General features: G+C 63.6%; 27 protein-coding genes and 1 pseudogene. 6 read left to right on the plus strand and 22 right to left on the minus strand.

Going from position 1 to position 26164, the window contains the following annotated elements; all coding sequences use genetic code 11:
- Positions 1-50 precede the first annotated feature (50 nt).
- On the minus strand, positions 51-797 hold the full coding sequence (locus tag JQ631_RS12860; RefSeq protein ID WP_212326634.1) for an ABC transporter ATP-binding protein: 747 nt from the start codon (positions 795-797) through the stop codon (positions 51-53).
- The gene (locus tag JQ631_RS12865; protein WP_063983735.1) at positions 790-1545 is read right to left on the minus strand and encodes an ABC transporter ATP-binding protein; all 756 of its coding nucleotides are present in this window, start codon (positions 1543-1545) and stop codon (positions 790-792) included. Before JQ631_RS12865 ends, JQ631_RS12860 begins: the two co-directional genes overlap by 8 nt.
- 340 nt (positions 1546-1885) lie before the next feature.
- On the opposite strand from JQ631_RS12865, the gene JQ631_RS12870 reads away from it, so the two are divergent.
- Positions 1886-2536, plus strand: a complete 651-nt coding sequence (locus JQ631_RS12870; protein WP_212326635.1) for a hypothetical protein — start codon at positions 1886-1888, stop codon at positions 2534-2536.
- Here JQ631_RS12870 and JQ631_RS12875 read toward each other — a convergent pair.
- Positions 2533-2898, minus strand: coding sequence for an ArsC family reductase (locus JQ631_RS12875; protein WP_212326636.1), 366 nt, complete (start codon positions 2896-2898; stop codon positions 2533-2535). The two genes, JQ631_RS12870 and JQ631_RS12875, sit on opposite strands and share 4 nt — an antisense overlap.
- A gap of 110 nt (positions 2899-3008) precedes the next feature.
- On the opposite strand from JQ631_RS12875, the gene JQ631_RS12880 reads away from it, so the two are divergent.
- The 3 genes from JQ631_RS12880 to JQ631_RS12890 all read left to right on the plus strand — a co-directional run bounded on the left by JQ631_RS12880 (position 3009) and on the right by JQ631_RS12890 (position 4997).
- On the plus strand, positions 3009-3380 hold the full coding sequence (locus JQ631_RS12880; RefSeq protein WP_212326637.1) for a tRNA-binding protein: 372 nt from the start codon (positions 3009-3011) through the stop codon (positions 3378-3380).
- Positions 3381-3578: 198 nt separating this feature from the next.
- A complete protein-coding gene (locus JQ631_RS12885; RefSeq protein WP_212326638.1) occupies positions 3579-4211 on the plus strand; it encodes a TetR/AcrR family transcriptional regulator in 633 nt (210 codons plus the stop codon).
- Between the two features lie 3 nt (positions 4212-4214).
- Positions 4215-4997 carry a sulfite exporter TauE/SafE family protein gene (locus JQ631_RS12890; protein WP_212326639.1) on the plus strand — a complete coding sequence of 261 codons (783 nt, stop codon included), beginning with the start codon at positions 4215-4217 and terminating at the stop codon, positions 4995-4997.
- A 1-nt stretch (position 4998) separates the two neighbouring features.
- Here JQ631_RS12890 and JQ631_RS12895 read toward each other — a convergent pair whose 3' ends face one another.
- The 12 genes and pseudogenes from JQ631_RS12895 to JQ631_RS12950 form a co-directional block, all read right to left on the minus strand.
- Positions 4999-5703 (minus strand): glutathione S-transferase family protein, encoded by a 705-nt coding sequence (locus JQ631_RS12895; RefSeq protein ID WP_212326641.1) that lies wholly within the window; start codon positions 5701-5703, stop codon positions 4999-5001.
- Positions 5704-6037: 334 nt separating this feature from the next.
- A complete protein-coding gene (locus JQ631_RS12900) occupies positions 6038-6703 on the minus strand; it encodes a DUF429 domain-containing protein (RefSeq protein WP_212326643.1) in 666 nt (221 codons plus the stop codon).
- A gap of 31 nt (positions 6704-6734) precedes the next feature.
- Positions 6735-6836, minus strand: a pseudogene (locus JQ631_RS12905) (carboxymuconolactone decarboxylase family protein); the annotation flags it as partial.
- A gap of 45 nt (positions 6837-6881) precedes the next feature.
- Complete coding sequence (locus JQ631_RS12910) at positions 6882-7403, minus strand: RNA polymerase sigma factor (RefSeq protein ID WP_212326647.1); 522 nt, start codon at positions 7401-7403, stop codon at positions 6882-6884.
- Positions 7400-7609: a YgaP family membrane protein gene (locus tag JQ631_RS12915; protein WP_212326648.1), complete on the minus strand. Its 210-nt coding sequence runs from the start codon at positions 7607-7609 to the stop codon at positions 7400-7402. Before JQ631_RS12915 ends, JQ631_RS12910 begins: the two co-directional genes overlap by 4 nt.
- Before the next feature lie 95 nt (positions 7610-7704).
- Positions 7705-8889 (minus strand): serine hydrolase domain-containing protein, encoded by a 1185-nt coding sequence (locus tag JQ631_RS12920; protein ID WP_212326650.1) that lies wholly within the window; start codon positions 8887-8889, stop codon positions 7705-7707.
- Between the two features lie 159 nt (positions 8890-9048).
- The gene (locus tag JQ631_RS12925; RefSeq protein ID WP_212326651.1) at positions 9049-9741 is read right to left on the minus strand and encodes a GNAT family N-acetyltransferase; all 693 of its coding nucleotides are present in this window, start codon (positions 9739-9741) and stop codon (positions 9049-9051) included.
- 4 nt (positions 9742-9745) lie between these two features.
- Entirely contained in the window at positions 9746-10093 is a 348-nt protein-coding gene (locus JQ631_RS12930) for a Lin0512 family protein (RefSeq protein ID WP_212326652.1), read from the minus strand.
- A gap of 24 nt (positions 10094-10117) precedes the next feature.
- On the minus strand, positions 10118-11944 hold the full coding sequence (locus JQ631_RS12935) for a chloride channel protein (RefSeq protein ID WP_212326653.1): 1827 nt from the start codon (positions 11942-11944) through the stop codon (positions 10118-10120).
- 189 nt (positions 11945-12133) lie between these two features.
- Positions 12134-13789: an acetolactate synthase large subunit gene (locus JQ631_RS12940; protein WP_212326654.1), complete on the minus strand. Its 1656-nt coding sequence runs from the start codon at positions 13787-13789 to the stop codon at positions 12134-12136.
- Positions 13790-14940: 1151 nt separating this feature from the next.
- Entirely contained in the window at positions 14941-15183 is a 243-nt protein-coding gene (locus tag JQ631_RS12945; RefSeq protein WP_212326655.1) for a hypothetical protein, read from the minus strand.
- A 283-nt stretch (positions 15184-15466) separates the two neighbouring features.
- Positions 15467-16447, minus strand: a complete 981-nt coding sequence (locus tag JQ631_RS12950) for an ABC transporter substrate-binding protein (protein ID WP_212326657.1) — start codon at positions 16445-16447, stop codon at positions 15467-15469.
- 234 nt (positions 16448-16681) lie between these two features.
- Here JQ631_RS12950 and JQ631_RS12955 point away from each other — a divergent pair, with 234 nt between their 5' ends.
- Entirely contained in the window at positions 16682-17008 is a 327-nt protein-coding gene (locus JQ631_RS12955; protein WP_212326659.1) for a DUF3303 domain-containing protein, read from the plus strand.
- A gap of 177 nt (positions 17009-17185) precedes the next feature.
- Here JQ631_RS12955 and JQ631_RS12960 read toward each other — a convergent pair whose 3' ends face one another.
- The 6 genes from JQ631_RS12960 to fliI form a co-directional block, all read right to left on the minus strand.
- Positions 17186-18412 (minus strand): NAD(P)/FAD-dependent oxidoreductase, encoded by a 1227-nt coding sequence (locus JQ631_RS12960; RefSeq protein ID WP_212326661.1) that lies wholly within the window; start codon positions 18410-18412, stop codon positions 17186-17188.
- A 112-nt stretch (positions 18413-18524) separates the two neighbouring features.
- A complete protein-coding gene (locus JQ631_RS12965; RefSeq protein ID WP_212326663.1) occupies positions 18525-19484 on the minus strand; it encodes a helix-turn-helix transcriptional regulator in 960 nt (319 codons plus the stop codon).
- A gap of 159 nt (positions 19485-19643) precedes the next feature.
- Positions 19644-20726, minus strand: a complete 1083-nt coding sequence (locus tag JQ631_RS12970) for an anti-sigma factor (RefSeq protein ID WP_212326665.1) — start codon at positions 20724-20726, stop codon at positions 19644-19646.
- 37 nt (positions 20727-20763) lie between these two features.
- Positions 20764-21309, minus strand: coding sequence for a sigma-70 family RNA polymerase sigma factor (locus tag JQ631_RS12975; protein ID WP_212326667.1), 546 nt, complete (start codon positions 21307-21309; stop codon positions 20764-20766).
- Positions 21310-21488: 179 nt separating this feature from the next.
- Complete coding sequence (fliJ, locus tag JQ631_RS12980; RefSeq protein ID WP_092302166.1) at positions 21489-21908, minus strand: flagellar export protein FliJ; 420 nt, start codon at positions 21906-21908, stop codon at positions 21489-21491.
- A 121-nt stretch (positions 21909-22029) separates the two neighbouring features.
- Entirely contained in the window at positions 22030-23355 is a 1326-nt protein-coding gene (gene fliI, locus JQ631_RS12985; RefSeq protein WP_212326668.1) for a flagellar protein export ATPase FliI, read from the minus strand.
- Between the two features lie 416 nt (positions 23356-23771).
- Here fliI and ctrA point away from each other — a divergent pair, with 416 nt between their 5' ends.
- Positions 23772-24473, plus strand: coding sequence for a response regulator transcription factor CtrA (gene ctrA, locus JQ631_RS12990; protein ID WP_008138878.1), 702 nt, complete (start codon positions 23772-23774; stop codon positions 24471-24473).
- Positions 24474-24562: 89 nt separating this feature from the next.
- Here the strand turns inward: ctrA and JQ631_RS12995 are convergent, their stop codons facing one another.
- The gene (locus JQ631_RS12995) at positions 24563-26146 is read right to left on the minus strand and encodes a hypothetical protein (protein ID WP_212326669.1); all 1584 of its coding nucleotides are present in this window, start codon (positions 26144-26146) and stop codon (positions 24563-24565) included.
- Between the last annotated feature and the right edge of the window lie 18 nt (positions 26147-26164).

Below are 26164 nucleotides of genomic sequence, written 5' to 3' on the forward strand. Positions count from 1 at the left end.
TCGTAAATTCTCTCGTCGTCGTTTCTATTGGCCGTTCCACTTTGGGCGGCCTAGACGCCGAGATAGGTGTGGAGCTTGTCCATGTTGGCGGCAAGCTCCGCATTGGAAAATCCGTCAATGATCTTGCCGTGCTCGACCACATAGTAACGGTCGGCAACGGTGGATGCGAAGCGGAAGTTCTGCTCGACCAGAAGGATCGTGAAGCCCTCCTTCTTGAGCCGCGCAATGGTGTGGCCGATCTGCTGAATGATGACGGGCGCAAGACCTTCGGTCGGCTCGTCCAGCATCAGGAAGCTCGCGCCGGTGCGCAGGATGCGCGCGATCGCGAGCATCTGCTGCTCGCCGCCGGACAATTTGGTGCCCTGGCTGCTGAGCCGCTCCTTCAGGTTCGGAAACAGATCGAAGATCTGTTCGAGCGGCAACCCGCCCGGGCGCACCACCGGCGGCAGCATCAAATTTTCCCGCACGTCGAGACTGGAGAAAATCCCCCGCTCTTCGGGACAGAACGCGACACCCATGCGCGCGATCTTGTCGGAGGTCGCGCGGATGATCTCCTGATCGTTGAACTTGATCGAGCCGGCACGCTTGCCGATGATGCCCATGATCGACTTCAACGTGGTGGTCTTGCCGGCGCCGTTGCGCCCGAGCAGCGTGACGACCTCGCCCGCATTCACGTCGAAATTGATCCCGTGCAGGATGTGAGATTCGCCGTACCAGGCCTCGAGGTTGCGGACCCCAAGGACATTGCCGCCGGTTGCAGCTTTCACTGGTGCCTCGGCCATTGCAGTCTCAGGCATGACCGGCTCCCAGATAGGCTTCCTTGACGCGCTCGTCCTTGGTGAGCTCGGAATAATGGCCCTGCGCAAGCACCTGCCCGCGCGTCAGCACCGTGATGATGTCGGAAAGATTGGCAACGACGCTCAAATTATGCTCGACCATGAGGATGGTATATTTCGCCGAGATCCGCTTGATCAGTGCGGCGATCTTGTCGATGTCCTCGTGCCCCATGCCGGCCATCGGCTCGTCCAGCAGCATCATTTCCGGATCGAGTGCGAGCGTGGTTGCGATCTCGAGCGCGCGCTTGCGTCCATAGGCCATCTCGACCGCAGGCGTGTTGGCAAACTCGCTGAGGCCGACATCGTTCAACAACTCGCGCGCGCGGTCGTTGAATCGATTGAGCACGGACTTGGAGCGCCAGAAATCAAAGGAGCTGCCGTGCTGCCGCTGGAGCGCGACACGAACATTCTCCAGCGCGGTGAGATGCGGAAACACCGCCGAGATCTGGAACGAACGCACCAGTCCCAGCCGTGCCACGTCAGCGGGCGCCATCGCGGTGATGTCCTGTCCCTTGTACAGGATCTTTCCGGCAGACGGCTTGAGGAACTTGGTCAGAAGATTGAAGCACGTCGTCTTGCCGGCACCGTTCGGGCCGATCAACGCGTGAATGCTCCCACGGCGAACCTTGAGCGCAACGTCGCGGACGGCGAAGAAGCCCGCAAACTCCTTGGTCAAGCCTTCCGTTTCGAGAATGAACTCATCGGCCAAACAGATTTCCCCCTGCCCGCACAAATGCGCGTGGCTGTCCTTGTGACTTCGACTTTCCGGAGGCCTTGGAGCCTATCCCGGAACGCCGCCTCCGGGCGCGGAATATGCCGGAGGTGACGGGGGTTAGGCAAGGCGGAAAGCTGAGCAGGTCAGGCCTCTGGCCGGGAGTCTTATGCTCCCTTAGTTGGAGGCTTTGCGATGTCGCCTGCCGGCCTTCCGGTTCGCAAGACACCGGTCATCAAGTCGTCGTTAACGGTCTTTGGTCCCGCGCGCCAGCCTTCATCAAAAATTTTCCCGCCGCGGCGATCATGCGCGGGTTTCATTCGCCGGGAATATTGCTTTGGATTTCGCAAGCGCCGCTCCCTCCGTCGTCAAATCGATCAGGCAGCGTGATCTCCTCAACACGTGGCTGCGACTTTATGCGCGCCAGCAGGTTGCACCGGCGATCTGGGAGTATCAACCCGCGCGCCTCGAGGAAGAGCTGTCCGATCTCATCTATTACACGGTGGACAATTCGACGCCGACGCCACGCCTGATCATCCAGAGCGAAGGCACGCGGATCTCGCGCGCTTACGGCCATACCGGCAAGGGCGTTCTGCTGGAGGATTATGTCGGGCCGCGGCTCGCGCCTTTCGTGATGCCGATCTATCATGAATGCGTGGTGCGCGGGCTTCCGGTGTACAGCGTTGCCGACGTCGACGACATCTACGACCGTGTCGTCGCTTATGAACGGCTGCTGCTGCCCTTCCTGACCGACGGCAAGGTCAGCCACATCATCGCCTCGCTCAAGACCTTCTGCGAGGACGGCGGCTTCGAGATCAAGAATCTGCTGCGCGGAAATGACGCGCTGCCGCGGCCGAAACTGCGCACAGTGATCGACCACGACCTGTTTCACCGCGCCCCCGGACGCATCGCGGCGGCCGACGTCGTGGAATTCGCCGATCAGTCCGATAGTCCTGATGTCACCGCCGAGATCATCGAGCTGAACTAGCTCTTGCGCGCGGTAGCGCCGACTTCCTTGGCGTAGATATCGGGCTTGAAGCCGACCAAGAGCTTGCCGCCGATTTCGAGCACAGGCCGCTTGATCATGGATGGTTGCGCTAACATCAGCGCCAGTGCCTTCTTCTCGGTCAGGCCTTCCTTGTCGGCATCGGGCAGCTTCTTGAAGGTCGTGCCGGCGCGATTGAGCAACGTCTCCCAGCCGAGCTTGTCGCTCCAATGCTTGAGCTTGTCCTTCTCCACGCCGGCGGCCTTGTAATCGTGGAACTCGTAAGCAACGCCATGGGTGTCGAGCCAGGCGCGCGCCTTCTTCATGGTGTCGCAGTTCTTGATGCCGTAGATGATGTTGGGCAAGACGGTCCTCGCGCATGCGTCGTATCGTGATCCCGCGGGCGTTGTACGAAACTCCTGATCGCGCGACAATATTGCGAACGACGCTTTCGACATTCTTGAACGGACGCATCATGCACGTTACCCACGATCCCGCCGCATCCGCCTCACCTACGATCGACTTCAACACGTTCCTCGCGGTCGATATCCGCGTCGGCACCATCGTCGATGCCAAGCCGTTTCCCGAAGCGCGCAAGCCTGCGTGGCGGCTGTGGATCGACTTCGGCCCGGCCATCGGCGTGCGCAAGAGTTCGGCGCAGATCACGGAAAACCATCCGCTCGAGACGCTGGTCGGACAGCAGGTCGCCGCCGTCGTCAATTTCCCGCCGCGCCAGATCGGGCCAGTCGTCTCGGAGGTCCTCACGCTCGGCTTTCCCGATGCCGAGGGCAAGGTCGTGCTGATGCAGCCGGGCAAGCCGGTGCCTAACGGCGGACGGCTGTTCTAGCGGCATCGCCTTCGGCGGCCGGGCGCCGCCTATCGCTTCATCCTCGTTCTACGGCGCAGCCGCCGGGACTTGACCAAAATCTCTTTTGCCAATAAAAATGACTGACTGATCGTTTTTTATATTGGCCGGCTTTAAAAAGACTGTTCTGGCTTTCTCCTCAAAAACGATCGATCTGTCAGTTAATTACGGACGGGACGGATGCCCAAGATCAGCGACAAGAAGCGTGAAGACAGGCGTCAGCAAATCCTCGAAGCGGCGCTGGCCTGCTTCTCCGAAGACGGATTTCACCAGACCGGCATGGCCGACATCGTGAAGCGGTCGGGCTTGAGCCATGGCGCAGTCTATCTCTACTTCCAGGCCAAGGACGATCTGATCGAGGCCCTCGCCGACGACCGGCATCGCCGCGAGGCTGTGCTCAACTCGGTGGCGCAGGGATCCGGTGATCCGATCGAGGGACTGCACGCGCTGGTCCGCGTCTACGCGCAATGGCTCACCGATCCGGCGGGCGAAGCGCGGCGCCGGGTCGGCATCCATGGCTGGTCCGAGGCGCTGCGCAACCGCCGTGTCCGCAGCAGCGTCGTCGAAGGAATCGACATGCCACGTGCGTTGATCGTGGCGTTGGTCGAGCGCGGCCAGCACGACGGCCTCATCAAGCGCGACATCGGCGCCGATTCGATCGCACGTGTGCTGATCGCGATCTTCCAGGGCTTTGTGCTGCAAAAAAGCTGGGGCGAGGATTTTGACGTCGCGGCCTGCATGGGGGCCGTCACAGCCGTCATCGACAGCTTTCGTGCGGCCAAACCCGACATCAAGCGACGGGCGAGGACGTAAGCGATGCCCTGGATTCACGACCTCGTTGCCGGCGCCGGTGTCGGTCTTATCGGCGGACTGACCTCGGGCTTCATGGGTACGAGCCCTGGCGGTGGCCTTGTCATCTTCTGCGTGCTGCTGCTCGGTGCTGAGCAACACGTGGCCCAGGGCACCTCGCTGATCACGCAGATCCCGCCGACGGGCCTCGCCGGCGTGCGCCGTTACTGGCAAAACGGCAATCGCAGCCCGTTGACATGGATCGTCTGGATCGGCGTCGGATTTCTCGTCGGCGGCACGGGCGGCGGCTATGCCGCGGCCGCCGTGCCCGACGCGGTCCTGCAATGGACCTATGTCGTCTATCTCGTTGCGCTGATCGCGCTCCTGATCCTGCGCCGTGACCGCAAGGACGGTAGCAGCCACGCCGACGATAGCGACCAAGTGCCCTGGGTCCCCCTGCTCCTCATCGGCGCACTTGCCGGCTTTTCCTCCGGCTTCATGGGAATCGGCGGCGGACTCGCGATCACGGTCGGTCTCGCCGCAGGCTTGCGCGTGCCGCAGCATCAGGCGCAACTCGTCAGCTTGATCTTCTCGGTCATTCCGACCAACATTCCGGCGGCCTGGATCTACTGGAGCAAGGGCCTGATGGTCGGCTGGCCGGCCATCATCGGCATCATTGCCGGTCTCTGGGTCGGCACCGATCTCGGCGCCCGCGCAGCCAACCGCGTCAGCAAAGCAGTGCTGCGCCGAACCATGATCGGGCTCGTCACCTTGATGGCGCTCTACATGAGCTACAAAGCTCTTAGCTAGCTCACGGACGTTTTGGAATATTCAATCCGCGCTGCACCGCCGGGCGCCCAAGCCCGCGCTCGAGCCAGGCACCAACCGCCTTGAACTGGCTGAACGCGACGAGATCGCCGGCGCCGTAGAAGCCGATGAGATTGCGCACCCAGCCGAGCATTGAAATGTCGGCGATGGTATAGTCGTCATCCATGAACCACTGCCGGCCAGCGAGATGCGCCTCCATCACGCCGAGCAGGCGCTTGGACTCGGCCACGTAGCGTTCGAGCGGGCGCTTGTCCTCAAAATCCTTGCCGGCGAATTTGTGGAAGAAACCGACCTGGCCGAACATCGGCCCGATGCCGCCCATCTGGAAATGCACCCACTGAATGGTCTGGTAGCGGCGCGCGGCATCCTGGGGCAGCAGCTTGCCGGTCTTCTCTGCGAGGTACTGCAGGATCGCACCGGACTCGAACAGCGGCAGCGGCTTGCCCCCGGGCCCGTTGGGATCAAGGATCGCCGGGATCTTGCCGTTCGGATTGAGCGAGAGGAACTCCGGCGTCTTCTGATCGTCCTTGCCGAAATCGACGAGATGGACCTCGTAAGGCAGCCCGATCTCTTCCAGCATGATCGAGACCTTCACACCATTCGGCGTCGGCAGCGAATAGAGTTGAAGCAATTCGGGATGCTTGGCGGGCCAGCGCTTGGTGATAGGGAAGGTAGACAAATCAGACATCGAAACCCCGGCTTCATTCGTGAGATGCCGCCTAATTTAGGCGAGCGATCGCACGGCGCAAGGCCGAGTCATTCAGTCAAGTTACTCCGGCCTCAGTAGATGACTGGTGGCGTAGATGTCTCGCTGGGCGCGTTGCTCAATGAAGAGCTGCCCGGTGACGAGCAACGCTCCGGCAAACACGAGCGTGAGCATTGCGGTAGCGAACTGGCTGGCATCATTCATCGCGCGAGCTTCTCTGTCATATGTTCGCACGGGGAACGCGGGCCGACCGTCGCCAGTTCCTGCATAGTTCAAATAATTTGCTTGTTTTTCCCGGCGCGAGCCTCTCAAACGGCTAATAGTTGATCTCCATCCGCAGACCGCGCGGATCGATCTCATCCCCACCAACGCACTGCGTGCTGTCGCGCGCGGCGATTGCGCAGGCACAGGCATCGATGAGATCGTCGCGGTCGATGCCGGTGCCGTGGCGCTGTGTCAGCCATTTTTGCAAGCGCGTGAAGCCGCGCTGCATCAGCAATGCAGTGCGCTGCTCGCGGCCTTCAGCCGATGACTTCGTCGCAAGCCGGATTCGCCCTGCAAGATTCCAGAAGATCAGTTCCGGATGCGCTTCGCCGGTCGTCGCCTGCCGCGCCGGTGTCATGATCTCGTCGACATCCCTGATCTTGTCCCTGATATTCCAGAGCTGCGCCGAGATGCCCCCGCCCTTGCCTTCGTGCTCCCAATAGCGCCGGTTGGCTGCGGCCATATCGGAGAATGTCCAGAGGTCACGGCGGGCCCCGAGAAACACGGCGGGGCCCACCAATTCGCGCGCACGCAGGTCGCAGATGCGATAGCCGCTCGGCTTCAGTCCGATCGGCATGTCGATCATTGCGCGCGCATGCGGCATTGCGAGCAGACGGGCGAGCCCCGGCGAATAGTCGAAGCCGTGACCGCCGCGGTCATCGATCCACGCGGCAACCCAGCCGAAACGAAATCCGTCGAGACCGAGATAGGTTTTCACGTGTCCGGTCTCGCCTCCAACCAGCGCTCGCTCATCCCTCACCGTTATGTCGCTCGAACAGCCGCTGCGCCAGCAGCGCATGGCCGAGCGTGCCGCCGGCGCGCACCGCGGCAGCGATCAGCACGACGAAGGCCGGGATCGATTTGAGATCGTCGGGGGTTTGATATCCGGTCATCGCTTACCTCGTCAGATATTCGCGCATCAGGGCGCGGGCGCGATGCAGGCGCGCCTTCACGGCCTGTCTGGACGCTCCGAGCACGCCCGCGATCTCATCGATGGTCATTTCCTTGATGTCGCGCATCAGCGCGACATCGCGGTAATGCAGTGGCAGTGCTTCGAAGGCTGCGGCCACATCGAGCCGCAGATCGGCCTCGGGACGCGCGAGCAACGCGGCCTCCGCCTCGCTCTCATCGATCGATGGCGTCAGCCCCGCCTTGCGCGCGAGCCGCAGGCATTCGCGGCGGACCACGCTGAACAGCCAGGCGGATAACGCGAGCAACGAGCGGATGGTGCCGACATGCCGAGACAGGATCCATAGCGTCTCCTGCGCGGCATCTTCCGCATCAGCCGAGCTGCGGCACGTCGCACGTGCGTATCGGCGAATGTCCGGCTGCGCTGTCTCGAGCAGGCGCGAGATCGACTGGGGGTCACCAAGCCGCGCGGCTTCGAACAGGTCTGATGGGATCGCAGTCGCACTCACGACACACCTCCCCGTCCGATCCCGGCCAACGCGCACATCGGGCAATAGCCGACTAGGCCGGTCAATGCGAAGCCCGCCCCGCCGAGCACGACCAGCCAGGCCACCGCACCGCCGAGATAGACCAATGCCGCGACCGCCGCCGCAATCCCTGCGGCAACCCGCACCGCCTGGTGCAGACCGCCGATGTTCTTCCTGTAAAAAGCCATCGCATCCTCCAACACGAGCCGAGGCGAAGTGCCTCGATTGTGAAGAGGACGCGATCGCGCCAAAGGATTCGCAGGGATCCGCAATTTTTTCGTGGTCAGCCTCCGACGGACCGGTAGGCCAGGCGTTTGAACTCGAAGAAGAACGGATTCCAGAAGCCCATATGGCGCTGGGCCATCAGGACGCCTGATGTATTGGCCTCGGGACAGATCCACCAATGCGTGCCGGCGAGCCCACCCCACTGGAACTCGCCGGTGGAATTCGGAGGATCGAACTGGGTTGGAGCGAAGGTCACGGCGCCGCCCAGGCCAAAGCCCTTGCCGGGCATCGGCCCAAGATTGGCGAAACGGATGGTCTGGCCCGATGACAACTGGTTGGTCATCATCTGCCGCAACGTCTCCGGCTTCAGCAGCGCCTCGGGACCGGGCACCAGGGCGCGCACCAGCGCAAGCATGTCCGGCAGGGTCGAGACCAGCCCGCCACCACCCGACAGCCGCGGGAACGCCCGCCGATAGGCCTGCGGATACGGCAGATTGTCGGCACGCGTGAGGCCCGGCTTCATCGGATCGAGCACGTCGGCGCCGGTATAGTGCGCGACCAGCCTGCCCTGCTGCGCCTCCGGCACAGAGAATCCGGTATCTGTCATGCCGAGCGGATCGAAGATGCGTGCTTTGAAGAAAACGTCGAGCGGCTTGCCCGAGACGACCTCCACGACGCGGCCGAGCACGTCGGTCGCCACCGAATATTCCCAGGACGTGCCGGGATGATAGGACAGCGGCAGATCGGCGAGCTTGTCGATCATGTCGGTCAGCGGCGTCAGCGGGTTGAGCACCCCCGCCTCATTGTAGCCTTTGAACAGAACCGAGCCGGGATCGAAGATGCCGTAGCTGAGACCCGACGTATGGGTCAGAAGGTGGCGGATCGTGATCGGGCTTTTCGCCGGCTCGACATCGGCGAGGCTCCCAGCGCCCTGCTTCAGCACCTTGCGATGGCCGAGCTGTGGCAGGAATTTTTCGATGGCAGCATCGAGCCCAATGCGGCCTTCCTCGACCAGCAGCATGATCGCAGAGGTGACGAAGATCTTGGTGTTGGAGAACGCGCGGAAGATATGGTCCGGCCGGAGCGCCGTCTTCGCCTCGCGATCGGCAAAGCCGATGCATTGCTGATCGACCACTTCGCGCCCACGCAGCACCGCCCAGGACACGCCGGGAATGATCTCCTGATCGACGTAGCGTTGCATCGCTGTCCGCGTCGCGGAAAAATCTGGCGTCCTGGCGTCCATGAATAGGCTCCTCCCGAGTTTGTTGCTTTGGATATAGCAACGAATCGGCTGCGAGGAAGCCCATTCGCGCGAGCCTCGACCCGCGCCGTCAATATCCGCATTCTTGTTTTGTCGACGACACGACGTAAGCCGAGCCGCCCGGCCCGCTCCGCCGGGCCGTCATCCCTGCTTCATGAACGCCGTCACATGCAGGCGACGACGGATGCGCATGCCCTGACGTTGATAGAGGGCGATGGCCGAATTGTTGTGCGAGAACACGTGCAGGAACGGAATTTCGCCGCGCGCCTCGATCTGGCGTGCGACGGCTGCGAGCAGCGCCTGCGCGTAGCCGCGCCCGCGATAGTCGGGGTGGACGCAGACCGCGGTCATCTCGACGAACTTACCCGGCTTCATCCGCTCGCCCGTCATCGCGACCAATTCGCCGCCGGCGCGGATGCCAAGGAACGTGCCGAGCTCGTGCGTCCGCGCGGCGAACGGCCCGGGTTTGGTCAGCGTCGTCAGCGCCGTCATCGCAGGAACGTCGGCCTTGCCGAGCGTGACGATCTCGGCGTCGCGCAACGGGCTGTCGGCGGGCGAACCGATCATCTGCTCGCCGGTCTCTGCGATCACGACCTTGAAGCCTGAGGGAACGTCGACAGGCTCCGGCGTGAACAGCGCGGCGACTTGCGAGGGCGACATGAGATCGCCGAGCGCTTCAAAGCTTGTCGTGGACATGTCGACCATGTCGGCGAACGGCGTCATGTCCACGGGATAGCGCAGCGCCCGCGGGCCGCCTTCGGCCAGATGCTTATGGCTCGTCGTCAGCGCGCTCCAGATCGGACGATCGAGCAACGCCTCATCGCTGTCGGACACGGGCCTAGTCCTTGTCGAAGCTGACGATGACGGCGGCGTTGGCGATCAGAATGGGGTCGTTGGCCACTTCCGTGGCGGAGGGAATTTCCAGTCCGCCCTTCACCGCGGTAACGGTCACGGTGCCGTAGGGAAGCTCCTTGGCAACCGCCTCCGTGTCGACGGCTTCAGGGTTGGGCACGCCGATGGTGACGTCGACAAACATGTCGTTCGCGGTCTTGCCGATCATCCGGAAGAAGCCGAGGCTCGAATGCCTGATGGCATCCGACACCGCGCGCTTCGCCGCCTTGGTGGCGTCCCTGCCGTGAACGTCGACGCCCATGCCCATCTCGGTAACACAACGAACGCGGCTCATGTTCATTCCTGCCGGTGCTTGAGTTCAGAGGGGCAGACCTTCCGCGATCCGCGCCTCCGGCACAAGCGTCTTTTCGCGCAGGAAATAGGCGTTTCGGTCCTCCTCCTGCGCGTTCACGACCGCGCGAATTCGCAGCAAATCCTTGCGCGCGACCAGGCCGACCACGCGATGAGTGGCGCGATCGACCACCGGTAACCGTCCGAGATCGGAGGCGACCATGAGATCGGCGACCCGTCCCAGCACGTCGTCGGGATGCGCCACCACGCTGGAGCTGTCCGAGACGACGTCATCGAGCGTCGCTGCCTGATGATTGCCCTCGGTGCGCCAGCGCAGAACGTCGGCGCGGGTCACCATGCCGCTCAATCGCCCATCGGCGGCGACGACCGGATAGGATTTGTGACGGCGCCGGTCCGAGGTGAAGAACGCCACCGCCGCGTTGATCGACATGTCGACCGGCAGCGTGTCCACGTTCGTGACCATGACATCGGCCGTGCGCATCAACTCGAACGGATCAATCGCATATTCGCGGGTGATGTGCTGGCCGCGGCGCGCGATCTTCTCGGTGAGGATCGAGCGCTTGAGCAACAGCACAGTCACCGCATGCGCCGCGCCGGTCGCCGCCAGCAAGGGCAGCAGCATGTCGATATTGCCGGTCAGCTCGATCGCGAACATCACGCCGGTCAACGGCGAACGCATCGTGCCGCCCATCATCGCGGCCATGCCGACCAGCGCCCAGAACGATGCGCCACCCGGCAGCACCAGCCCCTCCATCCAGCCGGCGGTGCCGCCGAGGATGAGCAGCGGCGCCAACACGCCGCCCGAGGTGCCCGAGCTCAGCGCGACCACCCAGATCACTGACTTCACCAGCAGGAGCCGGATCGCCTCGTCGCGCACCATATGGCCCGACAGGAGATCACCGATAACATCGTAGCCGACGCCGAGCGCACGGGGATCGATGATCCCGCCGAGGCCGACGATGAGGCCGCCAAGCATCGGCCACCACATCCAGTGAACGGGCAGATGATCGAACAAATCCTCGATCGCATAGAGCAGGCGCGTCATCAGCCCGGATTGCAGGCCGGCCACGATGCCGACGCCGATTGCGGCCGCGAGGCCCCACCAGGGAAGATTCGGATGCTCCGTGAACGGAAATAGCGGTCCGGTTCCGAACAGCAGCGGACGCCACGCCGCCGAAATCACCGCTGCCATCACCACAGGCAGGAAGCTGCGCGGCTTCCATTCGAACAGCAGCAGCTCGACCGCAAGCATCACCGCCGCGATCGGCGTGCCGAAGATCGCCGTCATACCGGCGGCCGCGCCCGCGACCAGTAGCGTCTTGCGCTCGGCCGCGGTGAGATGGAAGCACTGGGCGAAGATCGATCCGATCGCGCCGCCCGTCATGATGATCGGTCCCTCGGCGCCGAACGGGCCGCCGCTGCCGATCGACACCGCCGAGGATAGCGGCTTCAGGATGGCGACCTTCGGCTGCATCCGGCTGCCGCCGATCAGGATGGCCTCGATCGCCTCGGGGATGCCGTGGCCGCGGATTTTCTCCGATCCGAATCGCGCCATCAAGCCGATCACGAGACCGCCGAGCGCCGGCGCCAGCACCATCCAGATCCCCGGATGAGCATTCGCCAGCGAGACATTTTCGGTGCTGAAGTGGCCGAACCAGACCAGATTGGTCACCAGCGCAATCAGCTTCAGCAGCACCCAGGAGGCCCCGGCACTGAGGCTGCCGACCAGCACCGCCATGCCGATCAGGACCAGCACGCGGCGGTCGGCGGTAAAATCTCCGGGTTTGCCGCGAGAACGCGGGAGGCCGCCGGTCATATCGGGGGTCTGGCGCATGAATAGCTCTTTTCGGGAGGATTCTTCGCACCTGCAATATATCGTACTACGATACATATCAAGGAATGGCTGGTATGAGCCGGCCTCCCGAAATCGGACAGCTGGCGTATCTCAGAGGTTGGTTAGCGCTTCCTTTGCAGCCAACCTTCGAGAAGCCCGCCTGTGGCGGGCTCCCCGGAGCCTCACCGCCTATTTCTGCCGGGCGCGTAGTTCGTCGACCAGCACCCGCACATTCTCGGAATAATCGATCGGGATCGAGACCAGGTGCACGCCACCCGCCTTGAAGGCGGCATCGAGTGTCGGGCCAAAGCTGTCGATGTCTTCGACACGGTGGCCCTTGGCGCCATAGGCCTTGGCGTAAAGCGCGAAGTCGGGATTGCCGAAGGTCATGCCGTAATCGGCAAAGTGATCGACCGCCTGCTTCCAGCGGATCATGCCGTAGGCGTTGTCCTCCAGCACCAGCACGACCAGATTGAGCTTGAGACGGACGGCCGTCTCCATCTCCTGGCTGTTCATCATGAAGCCGCCGTCGCCTGCGACCGCGAGCACGCGGCGATCGGGATAAAGCATCGCGGCCATCATCGCCGACGGCAGGCCGGCGCCCATCGTCGCCAGCGCGTTGTCGAGCAGCAGCGTGTTGGCGACACGGGTGCGATAGTTGCGCGCGAACCAGATCTTGTACATGCCGTTGTCGAGCGCGACGATGCCGTTCTCGGGAATGACCTTGCGGATGTCGTGCACGATGCGCTGCGGCGTCGGCGGCCAGCGCGTCTCGGTGGCGCGGTCGGCGATGTGGTTGAGAATCTCTTCGCGCAATGGCAACAGCGCCGCAGCCTGCGGCAGCTTGCCTTCGAGCCGGTCGGCCAGAAGCTCCAGGCTCGGGCCGACGTCGCCGACCACCTCCGCATCGGGGAAATAGACCAGCTCGACGCTCGCCGAGGTGTAGCTGACGTGAATGACCTTCGGCCCCGACGGACCCATGATGAAGGGCGGCTTCTCGATCGGGTCGTGGCCGATCGCGACGATCAGATTGGCGGCGTCGATGGCATCGTGCACATAGTCGCGCTCGGACAGCGCGGCGGTGCCCATGTAGAGATTGGTGCCACCGGGTACGGTGCCCTTTCCCATCTGCGTGGTGAAGAAGGGAATGCCGGTCCGCCGCACGAAGCTCGCAATGCCGTGAGTCGAACGTGGCCGGCTGGTCGCGGCGCCCATCATCACCAGCGGACGCTTTGCGGCCAAAATCATCTCGGCGGCACGATCAAGCGCGGCGCGGTGAGCGACGGGGATCTCGATCGGATGGATTGCGATTACGGGCGTAACCGGCACCTCGTCGCCGGCGATGTCTTCGGGCAATTCGAGATGCACCGGACCCGGCCGCTCCTCCATCGCCACGCGGAAGGCATCGCGCACCACGGTCGGAATCGAGGAAGCGCTGACGATCTGCCGCGACAGCTTGGTCAGCGGCTTCATGGTCGCAACGACGTCGACGATCTGGAAGCGCGCCTGCCGGCTGCTCATGATCGGCTTCTGTCCGGTGATGAGGATCATCGGCATCGCGCCGAGATGCGCGTAAGCCGCGCCGGTCGACAGATTGAGCGCGCCGGGCCCGAGCGTGGAGAGGCAGACGCCGGGCTTGCCGGTCAGCCTTCCATGCGTGGCGGCCATGAAGGCCGCGGCCTGCTCGTGGCGGGTCAGGACCAGTTCGATCTTCGATGTGCGGAGCGACTCGACGAGGTCGAGATTTTCCTCGCCGGGCACGCCAAAAATGCGATCGACGCCCTCGTTCTCCAGCGCCGCGACGAACAGGTCCGATCCCTTCGCTTTGCGTTCCTGTCCACTCATATCGCCTCCGCCTGCTGCGTCGTGTCCCGTGGCACGGGAGCGGACGCATGGTAGCGGTCTGGAGCACATGCACAACTCACAATGAAGCGTGCGACTACCTCCACATCGTCATTGCGAGTGCAGCGAAGCAAATGACGGAGTTCTATGCAGCATGTCGCTCAGTCAATTTTCATCTCAACTGCAGACACACCTTTGCATCCTCGCGGCTCATCTTGCCCGAGCTTTGTTCCATCGCGTCACCCTCAGATGAAAGAGGGCGCAGGGAAGACCGGGTGCCGGCCGGCACCCGCGGTCCACTGTGCGAAGGTTGCGCTACAAGAGGCTGCACAGCGGCATACAGGTGCAGCCAAAACATCCGGCCTTCCCTGCGCAGTGGGTTGACGGCTTATGTCGTGATCTCCCCGGGGAGCGATGCACTATTGCCCCCGTCGTCTCGCAGATGACTGATGTGTGCGCCCGGTTGGACATCGCACATCACCACGAGCCTTGGCGCACAGGCTCCGGGCGCCAGGACCACACGATTTTGCCGTACGCAATCACACCGGTCGTATGCGCGAGGCCTTCGCTCACGGTTGCCCGCCCTGCAAAACCCGTCGCACCGATGTGAGCCACGCCCACCGCCGTCCGGCCCGCGTCGTGACGATCGCGATACGCCCCTCTTCCATGGGCCGGGTTGCGCGACACATACGTCGTTTCCGAATTTCGGTAAAGTGGAATATTTTCGAGCGTGCGGCTTGACCTGACGATGGGGTGTTTTGCCCGTCGGGCAACGCAAGCGCTTGTAGGGCGAAGCTGGGCGGCACGAACATCGGCTCGCAGCCGCATGGAACTTCTTTAACCCAAGTGAGTTCGCACAATATGGTGCAGGACACTCCGACACTGCTGGCGCGTGCTGACCAGGCGATCGCGGAAGCGAAACGGCTGACTCAGATCAACTTCGCCCTGTATGAGGTCGTCCGGGCGAACATGTACGCCTTTTGGCAGCAGCCCCATTTCGAGGGCGCCCAATACGAGACCCAGTATCCTCAGAACCTCGTCCCCCCCCCCCCCCCCCCCCCCCGGGCAAGTGATTGCCGGGCTGCCGGCCGCCGAACCTTAAAGGCGAGCCACCGCGCAGATCGAGGCGCCGGAGAAATCGCCAATCGACCGGATCATCCGTCGAGCGGGCCCTGGTCACTGCGATACTGGAGCTCTTTCAGAATGCGCTCGACATCCTGCTCGTGGATCGCTTGCGCATCCCGCATCGTGTCGAGCACCTTTTTGGCGCAGTCCGTGGGGTAGCCGCGCGCCTGAAGCAAGTCGATCAACTCTTCCTGCCGGGCGAGGATCCGCCTTCCTTCCGCAACATGCCGTTCGGCCGTGACGAGATGTTCCTGAGCGAGGCTGTGGTCCATCACGCAATCTCCTGAGCCTGGGTCCATCTCGCAGTGCGCAAGCGCCACGCAGGACGCGCACGCAAGTTGCCGTACGACAGAGGTTTCCCAGTCGCCTAAAGCGACTAACGACAAGGGAGCTTTCTGGTTGCCGGGAACCCTGCTCGCTTTTGGGTAAAGCGTGGACACATGCGCGCTGCGTCGCGACAAGGCGGATGGTGCGTTCCTCGATGCACGCCGCAGCGCCCCCAGGTGGGAGGTAGGGCTTGCGCTGTCGGCGCGGCCGCCGAGAGCATGGCAGACCTCACTCGATCACCTCGCGGGCACTGATCAAGATGGACGGCGGTACCGAAAGACCCAGCTTCCTTGCCGTCTTGAGATTGATGACGAAATCAAATTCCGTTGGCTGCTGCACCGGAAGCTCGCCGGGGCGCTCACCGCGGAAAATGCGGTCGACATACTCGGCGGCTTGACGGCACTGAAACACGCAGCTCGGTCCGTAGGCAGCCAGTCCACCCGCCGTCGCGAATTGACGAAAACCGTAAACGGCCGGCGATCGATATCGATCGGCAAGTTCGATGATGAAGTCGCGCTGGCGGGTCAGGAAGCCGTCCGGCGGAACGATGAGACCTCCATTCGGTCCAAGGCCGGAGATCACTGCTTCGATTTCTGCCGGCGTACGAACCTGAGCATCAATTGTCTCCAAACCTGCACCGGCAGCGGCCTCTCTGACAGCGCCGAGAGTTTGCCTGGGGCCAGGGTTCTCGGGATTTGACAAGAAAGCTACGCGCGAGACATGCGGCGCCAGCTGCTTCAGAAGTCCCAGCCATTTGGCGCCAATCGACACCTCCATGGATGTGAACCCGGTCGCATTGCCACCGGGATGGGCGAGGCTTTGGACGAATCCTTGTGCTACGGGCTCGTAGATATAGACGAAGACAATCGGCAATTGCGGGATCGCTTGCAACAAGGCCTTCAAGGTCTGGCTGGTGCTGGTGACGACCACGTCCGGACGATGCGCAAGAAACTCGGCTATCGCGCTATTCGCACGCTCGGCGTTCGATATACGCCATCGCACGTCGATCATGAGGTTCTGTCCGACTTTCCAGCCCCGCTCTTCAAGGCCTTGCTTCAAAGCCTCGACGCTGTCTCTGGCTTCGGAGTCACCTTCTGCACCCGGCACAAGGACGGCGACTCGTCGAACCTGCTCGTCACGAGCTGTGGCCAGACAAGGCCATGCAGCAATGCCAAGACCCGCGAGTGTGACGAACTCCCGCCTTCTCATGTCTTGCCCTCCGGGTTGAGGAAAGCATCCATGAGCGCATTGGCGCGGTCAAGTCAGCGACGCCAGCCATAGGTCGGAGGAAAACCGTGAAGCGTGCAAATCGCGGCTTCCGCTCCACCCGGACAAGCCGACCTATGGATGTTTGCCTGGCTCCATTGATTTGGATCAATCGCCGAATATCCGAACAAACTTACTGGCAAGGGGCTTATGTTGTTTCAGGTCTTTGGAGGAAACATGAAATACATGCTCGAGTACACTGTACGCACAGCAGGTCTTTCCCATGACCAGAACTTTGCGGGGTCGCAGTCACTTCTCACTGCGTTCAGCAAATGGAAGCCGGAGGAAGAGAAGGGTCTGACGATCCACGCCTTCGTTGCAAACCTGAGCGGACGGGGTGGTTATGTCCTGGTGGAGGCCAACGACCCCAAAACCATCACCACATTCGTTGCGAAGTACAACTTCTGGAATGACATCAGTGTTGTTCCTGTCATCGATATCAGCGAGTCGGTGCCGATCAACGCAAGTTCACTGGCGTGGGCGCAGAGCGCGTCAAGGAGCTGACACGACGCGCCCCGACAAGGTCATCGGGGCGCGCTTTTCCGATTGCTTCACGACGCGACAGCATAAGAGATGGTCTCTGTTATATCGGTCTCGGGTCTCAAGCGCCGGCGGCGGCACAGCCGGCGGCTCCGGTGCCTGGTTGCATCGCTTCGCCTGGTTGATTGATCACGACGCAGTTCAGCGGCGTTGCGTGCCGTAGGTCGGCGGCGGCGCCTGCACTGTCGGCGCGGCCGCGGCAAACAGGTCTTCCTTGCTGCCGGTCATCGGCGGATAGATGCGCTTGCGGTTGATGGTCTGCTTGGTCGCCTTGGCAGCCTGACCCGTTGTCCGCACCTCGCGATCCCAGCCTTCCGTGTAGAGCGCGCCCCAGGCACCGAGATCGAGCACTGTCACGTACCAGTCGATCCGCAGCGGCAGCATCGGCCGGCCGGCGAGATCGGCCACCACATTGTGGCCGGCGAAGCGACCCATGGGGCGGGCGAACTGGCAGGACATCACGGTCGGATGCAGGCCATCGACCACGCTGGAGGCGACGTCGCCGGCAGCGAAGACGCCGGGCACATCCGCGACCCGCATGAAGGGATCGACCAGCAGGCGTCCGAGGCGGTCGCGCGCGCCCGCGAAGCTTTCAGCCAGCCGGCTCGCACGCATGCCGGCGCACCAGATCAACGTCTGTGTCGGGATGAACTCGCCCGAGCTCAGGCGAACGCCCGAAGCCTCGACGGACGCGACGCGCACGCCGAGCCGCGTCTCGACCTCGAGCGACGACAGCGCCGTCTCGATGACGGGACGCGCCTGCGCGCCGATCGTGGCGCCGACCGCGAGATTGGGATCGATCAGGATGATGCGGCGGCTGCCTGACATGCCGGCGCGCACGAGCCGGTCAGGCATTTCGGCGGCAACCTCGATGCCGGTGAAGCCGGCGCCGACCACTGCGATCGTCGACCGTCCCTGCGACGGCGCGCTGCGTGCAAGCGAGGTGAGGTGATCGTCCAGACGACGCGCCGCGGCAAAAGTGTCGACGTCGAATCCGTGCTCGGCGAGGCCCGGAATATTCGGCCGCATCACTTCGCTGCCGAGCGCAAGCACAAGACGATCGTAGCTCAGCGTCTCCTCGCCGCTGCTGGTGACCAGCGCGATCTGGCGCCGCGCCGGATCGACCGCCTCGACCTCGCCGATCCCGTGCGTGACGCCGATTGGATCGAGCAGTTGCGCAAGCGGCAGCGCCACCTCGCTGAGATCGACCTCGTAATTGCGCACACGGATATTGTGGTAGGGATTTCGGTCGACGAGGTGGATCTCGATGTCGCGGCCGGCGTCGCCGATCTCGTCGCGCATGCGCGCGGCACCGATGGCCGCCCACAGACCCGCAAACCCGGCGCCGAGCACGACGATACGCGCCATGTCCGTTGACTTCGCTCTTCCCTGTCATCTGGCGGTCTACGCCGCAGAAACAGATATAGCTCATTCAGCCGGATCGACCAAACACGACCGTGCCGCCGGGCAACGGGCGCGCTCAGGCCTCGCGCAATTCGGACGGTGTCCCACCAAAGCGCTTGCGGAAGGCGCGGTTGAAATAGGACAGATCCGAGAAGCCCGAGGAATGCGCGATGTCGCTGATCTTGCGCGCCCGCGCGCGGGGATCGCCGAGCAGTTTTCGCGCCAGCAACAGGCGCTGCTCCAGCACGAATTCAGTAAAGGTGGTGCCGGCCTGCTCGAACAGCCGCTGCGCCTGGCGCGGGCTCAGCCCTGAGCGGGTGGCGACCTCGGACAGGCAGAGATCGTTGCGGCCGAGTGCGGCCATCACGTCGGCGCGCATGAGATCGAGGCGGGCCGCGGCATGGCCGCGACCGCGTGCGAGCGCGGCGTGCTCGGCGTCGGTGCCGAGCAGCAGGCCGACGAGATCGACCATATGCTGCGCGGTCAGGCGCTGGCCGACGGCGTCGAGATGCGGCGCGTGATGGGCGGCAAGCGCGTGATAGCGGAAGATGGTCTCGGCGACCGCGCCGTCGGACAGCACTTGCGACAGCTTCTCCTCGGCGCGCGGATTGATGTCCAGCAGCGCGCGGCGCGGCATGCGGATGGTGGTGAAGCGGTTCTCGTCGGTGTGACCGACGCCGCCGGTGATGCTCATGTCGGCCAGCACCATCTGCTCCGGTGCAAGCTCGACGGTATGACCATTTTGCCGGACGCTGACGAGGCCGGCATGCGCGGCGATCAGCACGAGATCGTCGCTGCCGTCGGCGAGACCGCTCTGCGTGCGCGAGTAATGCGCGGAGGCACCCTCGGGAATGGCAAGCGCGATGTTGTCGACCATGCTGACCTGCAGCCGGCAATCGATGCTGTCGCCATGGCTCGGCCCGATCTCGAGCCCACAGGATCCCAGAGCCCGCTCGCGCCAATGTTCGAACGCCGGCCCCTGCGGCAGGCCAGCATATTGGTGGATAAAGATGCCCGGTGGCTTGGCTGCGTCCATCTGATTTCGAGCCCCTCTCCGGCACCATGATCGGCCGTGCCGACTGCAAATTCCGGGCATTTGACGCCGCGAAACGGATAGAGGTTCAAATCAGGGACGGATTCAGCGGGACTTGTCGGATTGCGACGACGGCATGGACCGTGGCGACAGAAACGGCGGCTACTTCTTCGCGGGAACCTGCGGCTGGGACGGGGGCACAGTCTCGATCAGCTTGCCGGAAAACACCGGCGCCGAGGTCGGCTGGCCGTTGGGCGAGCCGCCCGACTGCTCGACGGTGACTGCATAGGTGGCGCCATTGACGACATCGGCGTCGTAGCCGGCGAGCACCGGGCGCGCCGTGAAGTCGCCACCGCCGATCACGCCCAGCGAGCGCGGGCGCGGCAGCTTGTCGGAGATCAGCCAGAGCTCGAAGCTCTTGCCCGGCTCCGGCGTCGCGCCGACCTTGCGCACCGTGAAGTTCTTGGTCGCGCCATCGATGGTGAGGATGAAGGCGGGACCGCCGCTCTGCCCCTGCAACAGCGCGACATATTGCGCGGGCAAAGATACCGGCGCGGCCGGCGTCTTGACCTCGACCGTCTGAATGCGCGGCACGGGCCGCAACGCGCCAGGCAGTGCATTCGGCTGGAATATCTGAAGCGACAGCGTCACCAGCAGCACGGCCGCGAGCGCGCCCACGGCGGAGGCAATCGTGCGCCAGCGCTTCACGCGGGCCTCGAGATAGATCACGTTGCTGTCGTCGACGACCGGAGCCGGCGTCACCGGCGTCACGGCCGGATCGGGCGCATGGGTCTGCGGCACGAATTGCGGCGGGAAGATCGGAACGGCCTCGTAATCGGGTCGGTGCTCCGGTTGCTCCGCATCCGGCGACGGCGCTTCCGGCGCTGGAGGCTCTACGCTTGCTGACTCTGTCGGTGCAGATTCAGGCGATGAAGGCTCCGGTGAAGAGAGCTCCGGCAGTGGTGGTGACGGCGCGGCCGACAGCACCGGCGGTGCCGCAAGCGAATCCTGCGAGGATAGCGTCTGCGCGATCTCGCGCTTGATGTTCTCCCACACGATCGGCCGCGGCTCGATCGTGCCGACCATCTGGTTGAGGACCCCGAGCCGGTATTCCCACGCCTGCACGATTGCGGCGAACTCCGGGTCCACCGCCATCATGGTCGCGACCTGCGCGCGCTCGTCGGCATCGAGCGTGCCGAGCGCGTATTCCGCGGCGAGCGCGATATGGTCCTCGCTGTAGGCCATCAATTGCAGTCCAACACCATCCTCGTCGTCGAAACGCTCACAGTCCGAGACACTCCCGGATATCCAGCATGCTGCGCCGGAGCCACGTCTTCACCGTGTTGACGGGCGCCGCGAATTTCTCCGCCAATTGCTCGCGGCTCCAGCCATTGTAGTACGCGAGAAGCACGAGCCTCTGACGGTCCGGCTCGAGCCGGCCAACGCATTCCAGCAGCCGCTTCAACTCCTCGGTCATCTCCCGGCGCGCCAGGGGATCGGGACTGTCGGCGGCGACGTCCATCGCCTGCGGCTCCTCCTCGAGGGAGGCCTCCGTCTTCTTGCGCACGACATCGATGGCGCGGTTGCGCGCGATCGAGGCCATCCACGTGATCGGCGATGACAGCACCGGATTGAACTGGCCGGCGTTGTTCCAGATCTTGACGTAGGTCTCCTGAATGACCTCCTCTGCGAGATCCTGTCGACGCAAGATACGGAGGACGACGCCATAGAGTTTCGCGCGCGTGGCGGCGTAGAGGCGCTCGAACGCGGCCTGATCGCGCTTCGCCACCGCCTCGATCAGCCCGACCAGCTCTGCTGGCGTCAGCATTCAGCCCCCCAACGCGCGGCCCCGTCGCATCCGCGCGGACCCCTGCACTGCATTACCATAGCGCGCGGCCAAGCCGGTCACCAAGTGGCGGCGCGCCATGTTGTGGACAGCGCACGCAAAAACCCGGACCTTGCGGGTCCGGGCTCGCAAATTCTCAAGCTTTTGGTGCCGGCTGCCGCTTACGCGACGGCGCCGATGCGGGAACGCATCAAGCCGATGCTGTCGAGATCGGCCTGCTCGCGGGCATTTTCCTCGGCGCGCTCGCGGGCCTGGTCGCGCTCGTCCAGGAGCTCGACCTTCTTGAGTTCCTCGAAGGCTTCGCCGAGCGCGGCCTTGGCTTCCTCGAGCTGGCCCTTCAGCTCGTCGGCCGAGCGGGTCAGGTTCTCGCGGCGCTGGATGGCGGCCTTGGCATAGGTCGGATAGGCGAAATGCGAGGGATCGTTGATCCCGGCGCGGTCCTGCTCGGTCTGGATCTCGCGTTCAAGATCGACCGACATCCGCTGGAAATCGGCGATCATGGACTCGATCTGGGCGACCCGGCGGCGCTTCTCGTCGACCTGAAACTTCTTCAGGCGAATGAGGGTATCACGTGACTTCATCGACTCGTACTCCCCAGAAGTCCCTTAGCTGCACGTGGGACGGCACCGGTCTCCCCACAGTCCCCGTGAGGGCCAAGACCGGCTCTGCTACTCTGTGGGAAGGGATGATGACGGGACAAAGTTAGCGTTCCGTTTCCAAATTACCGAGGATTTGCGCCAACTGGTGGTAGCCGTCGGCCAATGACGCATTTTCATCCTTGCGCTGGCGCAGGAAGGCCTCCAGCGGCTCGTGCAGCCGGATCGCCTCGTCGACCTCGGGGCTGGAGCCGGCCCGATAGGCTCCCAGCCGGATCAGTTCCTCCATGTCGGCATAGGTCGCCATGACCGCCCGCGCCTTCTGGATGGTCGGCCAGAACTGCGGGTCGGCCGATTTCGGCATGGTGCGGGAGACGGATTTGAGGATGTTGATGGCGGGGTAGCGGCCGCGCTCTGCGATCGAGCGCTGCATCACGATATGGCCGTCGAGGATGCCGCGGACAGCATCCGCGATCGGCTCGTTGTGATCGTCGCCGTCGACCAGCACGGTGAAGATCGCCGTGATGGCGCCCTCGCCCAGGCCCGGGCCGGCGCGCTCCAAGAGCTTCGGCAGCTCGGTGAAGACGGTCGGGGTGTAGCCCTTGGCGGTCGGCGGCTCGCCGGCGGACAGGCCGATCTCGCGCTGGGCCATGGCGAAGCGCGTCACCGAATCCATCAGGCAGAGAACGTCCTGGCCCTCGTCGCGAAAATATTCGGCGACCGCGAGCGTCAGATAGGCGGCCTGCCGCCGCATCAGCGCCGGCTCGTCGGAGGTCGCAACCACCACGACGGAGCGCGCCAGTCCCTCTTCGCCGAGGTCGTCCTGCAGGAATTCCTGCACCTCACGGCCGCGTTCGCCGATCAGCCCGATGACGCTGACGGCGGCATCGACGTTGCGCGCGAGCATCGACAGCAGCACCGATTTGCCGACTCCGGAGCCGGCGAAGATGCCCATGCGCTGGCCGCGGCAGCAGGTGAGAAAGGTGTTCATCGCGCGCACGCCGAGATCCAGCGGCGCGCCGACGCGCTTGCGCGAATGCGCCGGCGGCGGCGAATTGCGATATGGCATCGGCGAGGCGCCCTGGGGCAACGGCCCCTTGCCGTCGATCGGCTCGCCCAGCGCATTGACGACGCGGCCGAGCCAGGCCGATGACGGCCGCACCTGATTGGCGGCATTGGCGATGACGGCCTTGCAGCCGCGCCGCACGCCGTCGAGGCCGGCGAACGGCATCACGACGGCGTTGTTGCCGGAGAAGCCGATCACCTCGCATGGGATGGATCGGTTGCCGCCAGTCTCGATCACGAGCCGCGCGCCGACCGACATCGCGTGGATCGGGCCGGCCACCTCGACCATCAGCCCGCGAACGCCGACCACACGGCCATAGATATTGACGCCGTCGATATCGCCGATCTGTTCAGCCAGAGCCTTCATTAGAGGGCCTTCATAGCGGCACGCGCCTTCCTGATCGGGGCCTTCATGGCGAAACCCTTAAATTTCGCCATATTTCTGAACGGCGCTTAACTTCGTGTTTACCCGCATCGTTAATCATTGCGTCACTGTCTTTGTGACTGAGCGTGGCTCCCCTTCAGAAGAAGGCTGAGTCGCGGGAGTCGGTTAGGCCCGTCTCTTAAAGTGGAACTTGAACGGAGCCGGATAACGAAAGCTGCTTCACACGCAAGACCTTAGGGCGATTCGAGAAAAATTGCACCGGGGGGACTTGCGTTCCAGAATCAGGATTTGTTAACCATCTGTTGTCAGGATCCGAATCAGTTGTTCAAAGGCGTTTTGTTGAGTGCCGCGAATGCGGCCGACCTGACGCCCAGGAGCGGCGACTATGGGGAACTGGCATGCGCGTTTTGCTGATTGAAGATGACAGCGCCGTCGCGCAGTCGATCGAGCTGATGCTGAAGTCTGAGAGCTTCAACGTCTACACGACCGATTTGGGGGAAGAAGGCGTCGATCTCGGTAAGTTATACGATTACGACATTATCCTTCTCGACCTCAACCTGCCGGACATGTCGGGCTACGACGTGCTCAAGCAGCTTCGGGTCTCCAAGATCAAGACACCGATCCTGATCCTCTCCGGCCTCGCCGGCATCGAGGACAAGGTCAAAGGTCTCGGCGTCGGCGCCGACGACTACATGACCAAACCCTTCCACAAGGACGAGCTGGTTGCCCGCATCCATGCGATCGTGCGCCGCTCCAAGGGTCACGCCCAGTCGGTCATCCAGACCGGCGACCTCGTCGTCAACCTCGACACCAAGACGGTCGAAGTCGGCGGCCAGCGCGTGCACCTGACCGGCAAGGAATACCAGATGCTGGAGCTGCTCTCGCTCCGCAAGGGTACGACCCTCACCAAGGAAATGTTCCTCAACCACCTCTATGGCGGCATGGACGAGCCCGAGCTGAAGATCATCGACGTCTTCATCTGCAAGCTCCGCAAGAAGCTGGCCAACGCTTCCGAGGGACGCAACTTCATCGAGACCGTGTGGGGCCGCGGCTACGTGCTGCGCGAGCCGCACGAGCACGAAGAGCGCATCCCCGCCTGATCCTGGGTTTACCCGCGAGCCCTCCCGGGCTCGCTCCTCCCAGCCTGGACCCCGCCGCAAATGGCGGGGTTTTGTTGTTTGGGGCTTCGTCAGGCGCTGGCGAGTGAAGCGGTGGCGAGCGTGGGCCTGCCGACCGGAACGCGCGACGCCGCCTCGCGCAGCCAGGCGATCAGCGCGTAGCCGATGATGAATCCGAAGGCGAAGGTCGGGACCACGAACGACCAGAGGAACGACCAGGCCGGGACGTTGTCGACGACCTCCATCACCGGCATCGGGCTGATCAGGTGGATCGCCATCAGCACCCACAGCATCGTGGTCATGCCGCCGCCAAAGACGAGACCATCGCGCATCCGCCGCGTGATCCGCGACCGATGGCTCCACGTCGAATCCTGCACCAGCAGCGCCGCCATGCCCGCGATCCCCCAGGGAAAGATCAGGAGCGGCAGATCGTGCCAGATGACGTCGAAACGAGGCCTGTCCGGAAACTGGTAGACGTCGAACGCCGCCTGGATGATGCCAAAGATCGGGGTGCTCAAGAGGCCGACCGTCAGGATGAAGGCAATCGGCACTCCGCCGAAAATGCTCTCGTTCGCGAAGGCGTATTGCCGCTTGAGGTGGTAGACCAGCGAGAAATTGATGATGAGGTAGAGCGGCGTCGTCACCAGCGTCCGCAGCATGGCGACATCCGAGTCACCAGGCATGTGAACGACCTTGCCGGACCCGACCAACCACGCCAGGCACCACACAAAGGCGAAGCCGGCCACGACCGCGACGAACTTCAGGATGCCGGGCGGTGCCGGTTCCAGCGTGAAGCCGATCCGCCCCAGCCTTTGCCTGCTGCGGCCGAGGGTCCATTCATCGGCCAGCGCGGCGCGCGCGGCGAACAGGAAGAGATTGTTGAGCAGGGCATCCATATCCTTGCGCAGATCTTCCAGCATGCATCCCGCCGCGGTCTGGGCCGCGAGTTGCAGTTGGCTCACCACGCTGTGGCGGGTCGAGAGCTGGTCGAGCGCCTGCCAGTCATCAGGCTCGACAAGGCTGTCCTCCATGATCGCACCGTAGATCTCGGCACTGCTCTTGAGCACGCGGACGGTGCGGAAGCAGAGCGAATCGTAGACCGCGAGCAGCTCCGCATAGAGATCGGAATTGCGTTCCATGAAGGGCTGATGCTCGGAAGCCCAGCGCTCGAGATGAAGCATCAGCGCCGAGATCTTGAGGAAGCGCGACTGGATCGCGGTCGATTGCGTGGCGCGGAAATCATCGACCTGGTAGCCGACCCTGGACAGCTTGCGCTGCAGGCTCGGCATGTCGTCGGGACCGACCTGGAACGACGCGGCGGCAAGCGCGTCGCGCAGCGCGAACGCGCTGACGGGAATGCCGGCCAGCCCCTGGCAGAGTTTTCTCCACCACCTCGGCACGACCGGAATGAGCCAGGCGACCATCAGGACCCAGACCGCAGCGAGCGGCGACAGCTTCGCGGGAAGAAAAGCGTAGATCAAAAGGAACGGCGTGATGAAGACGGCGAGGCCGAACAGGAACAGCGGCCGCGTCGTGAACGAGCGCGTCCCCTTCAGCGTGTGAAACCTGAACCAGTAGAACAACACGACCAGAAGCGGTCCGCCGAACGACTCGAAGATCGCATTCAGGGGTTCTACGACATGAGCAAGCGACACGATGAACTCCTATCGCCA

Origin of the sequence: Bradyrhizobium manausense (genome assembly GCF_018131105.1) — a bacterium.
GTDB lineage: Bacteria > Pseudomonadota > Alphaproteobacteria > Rhizobiales > Xanthobacteraceae > Bradyrhizobium > Bradyrhizobium manausense_B.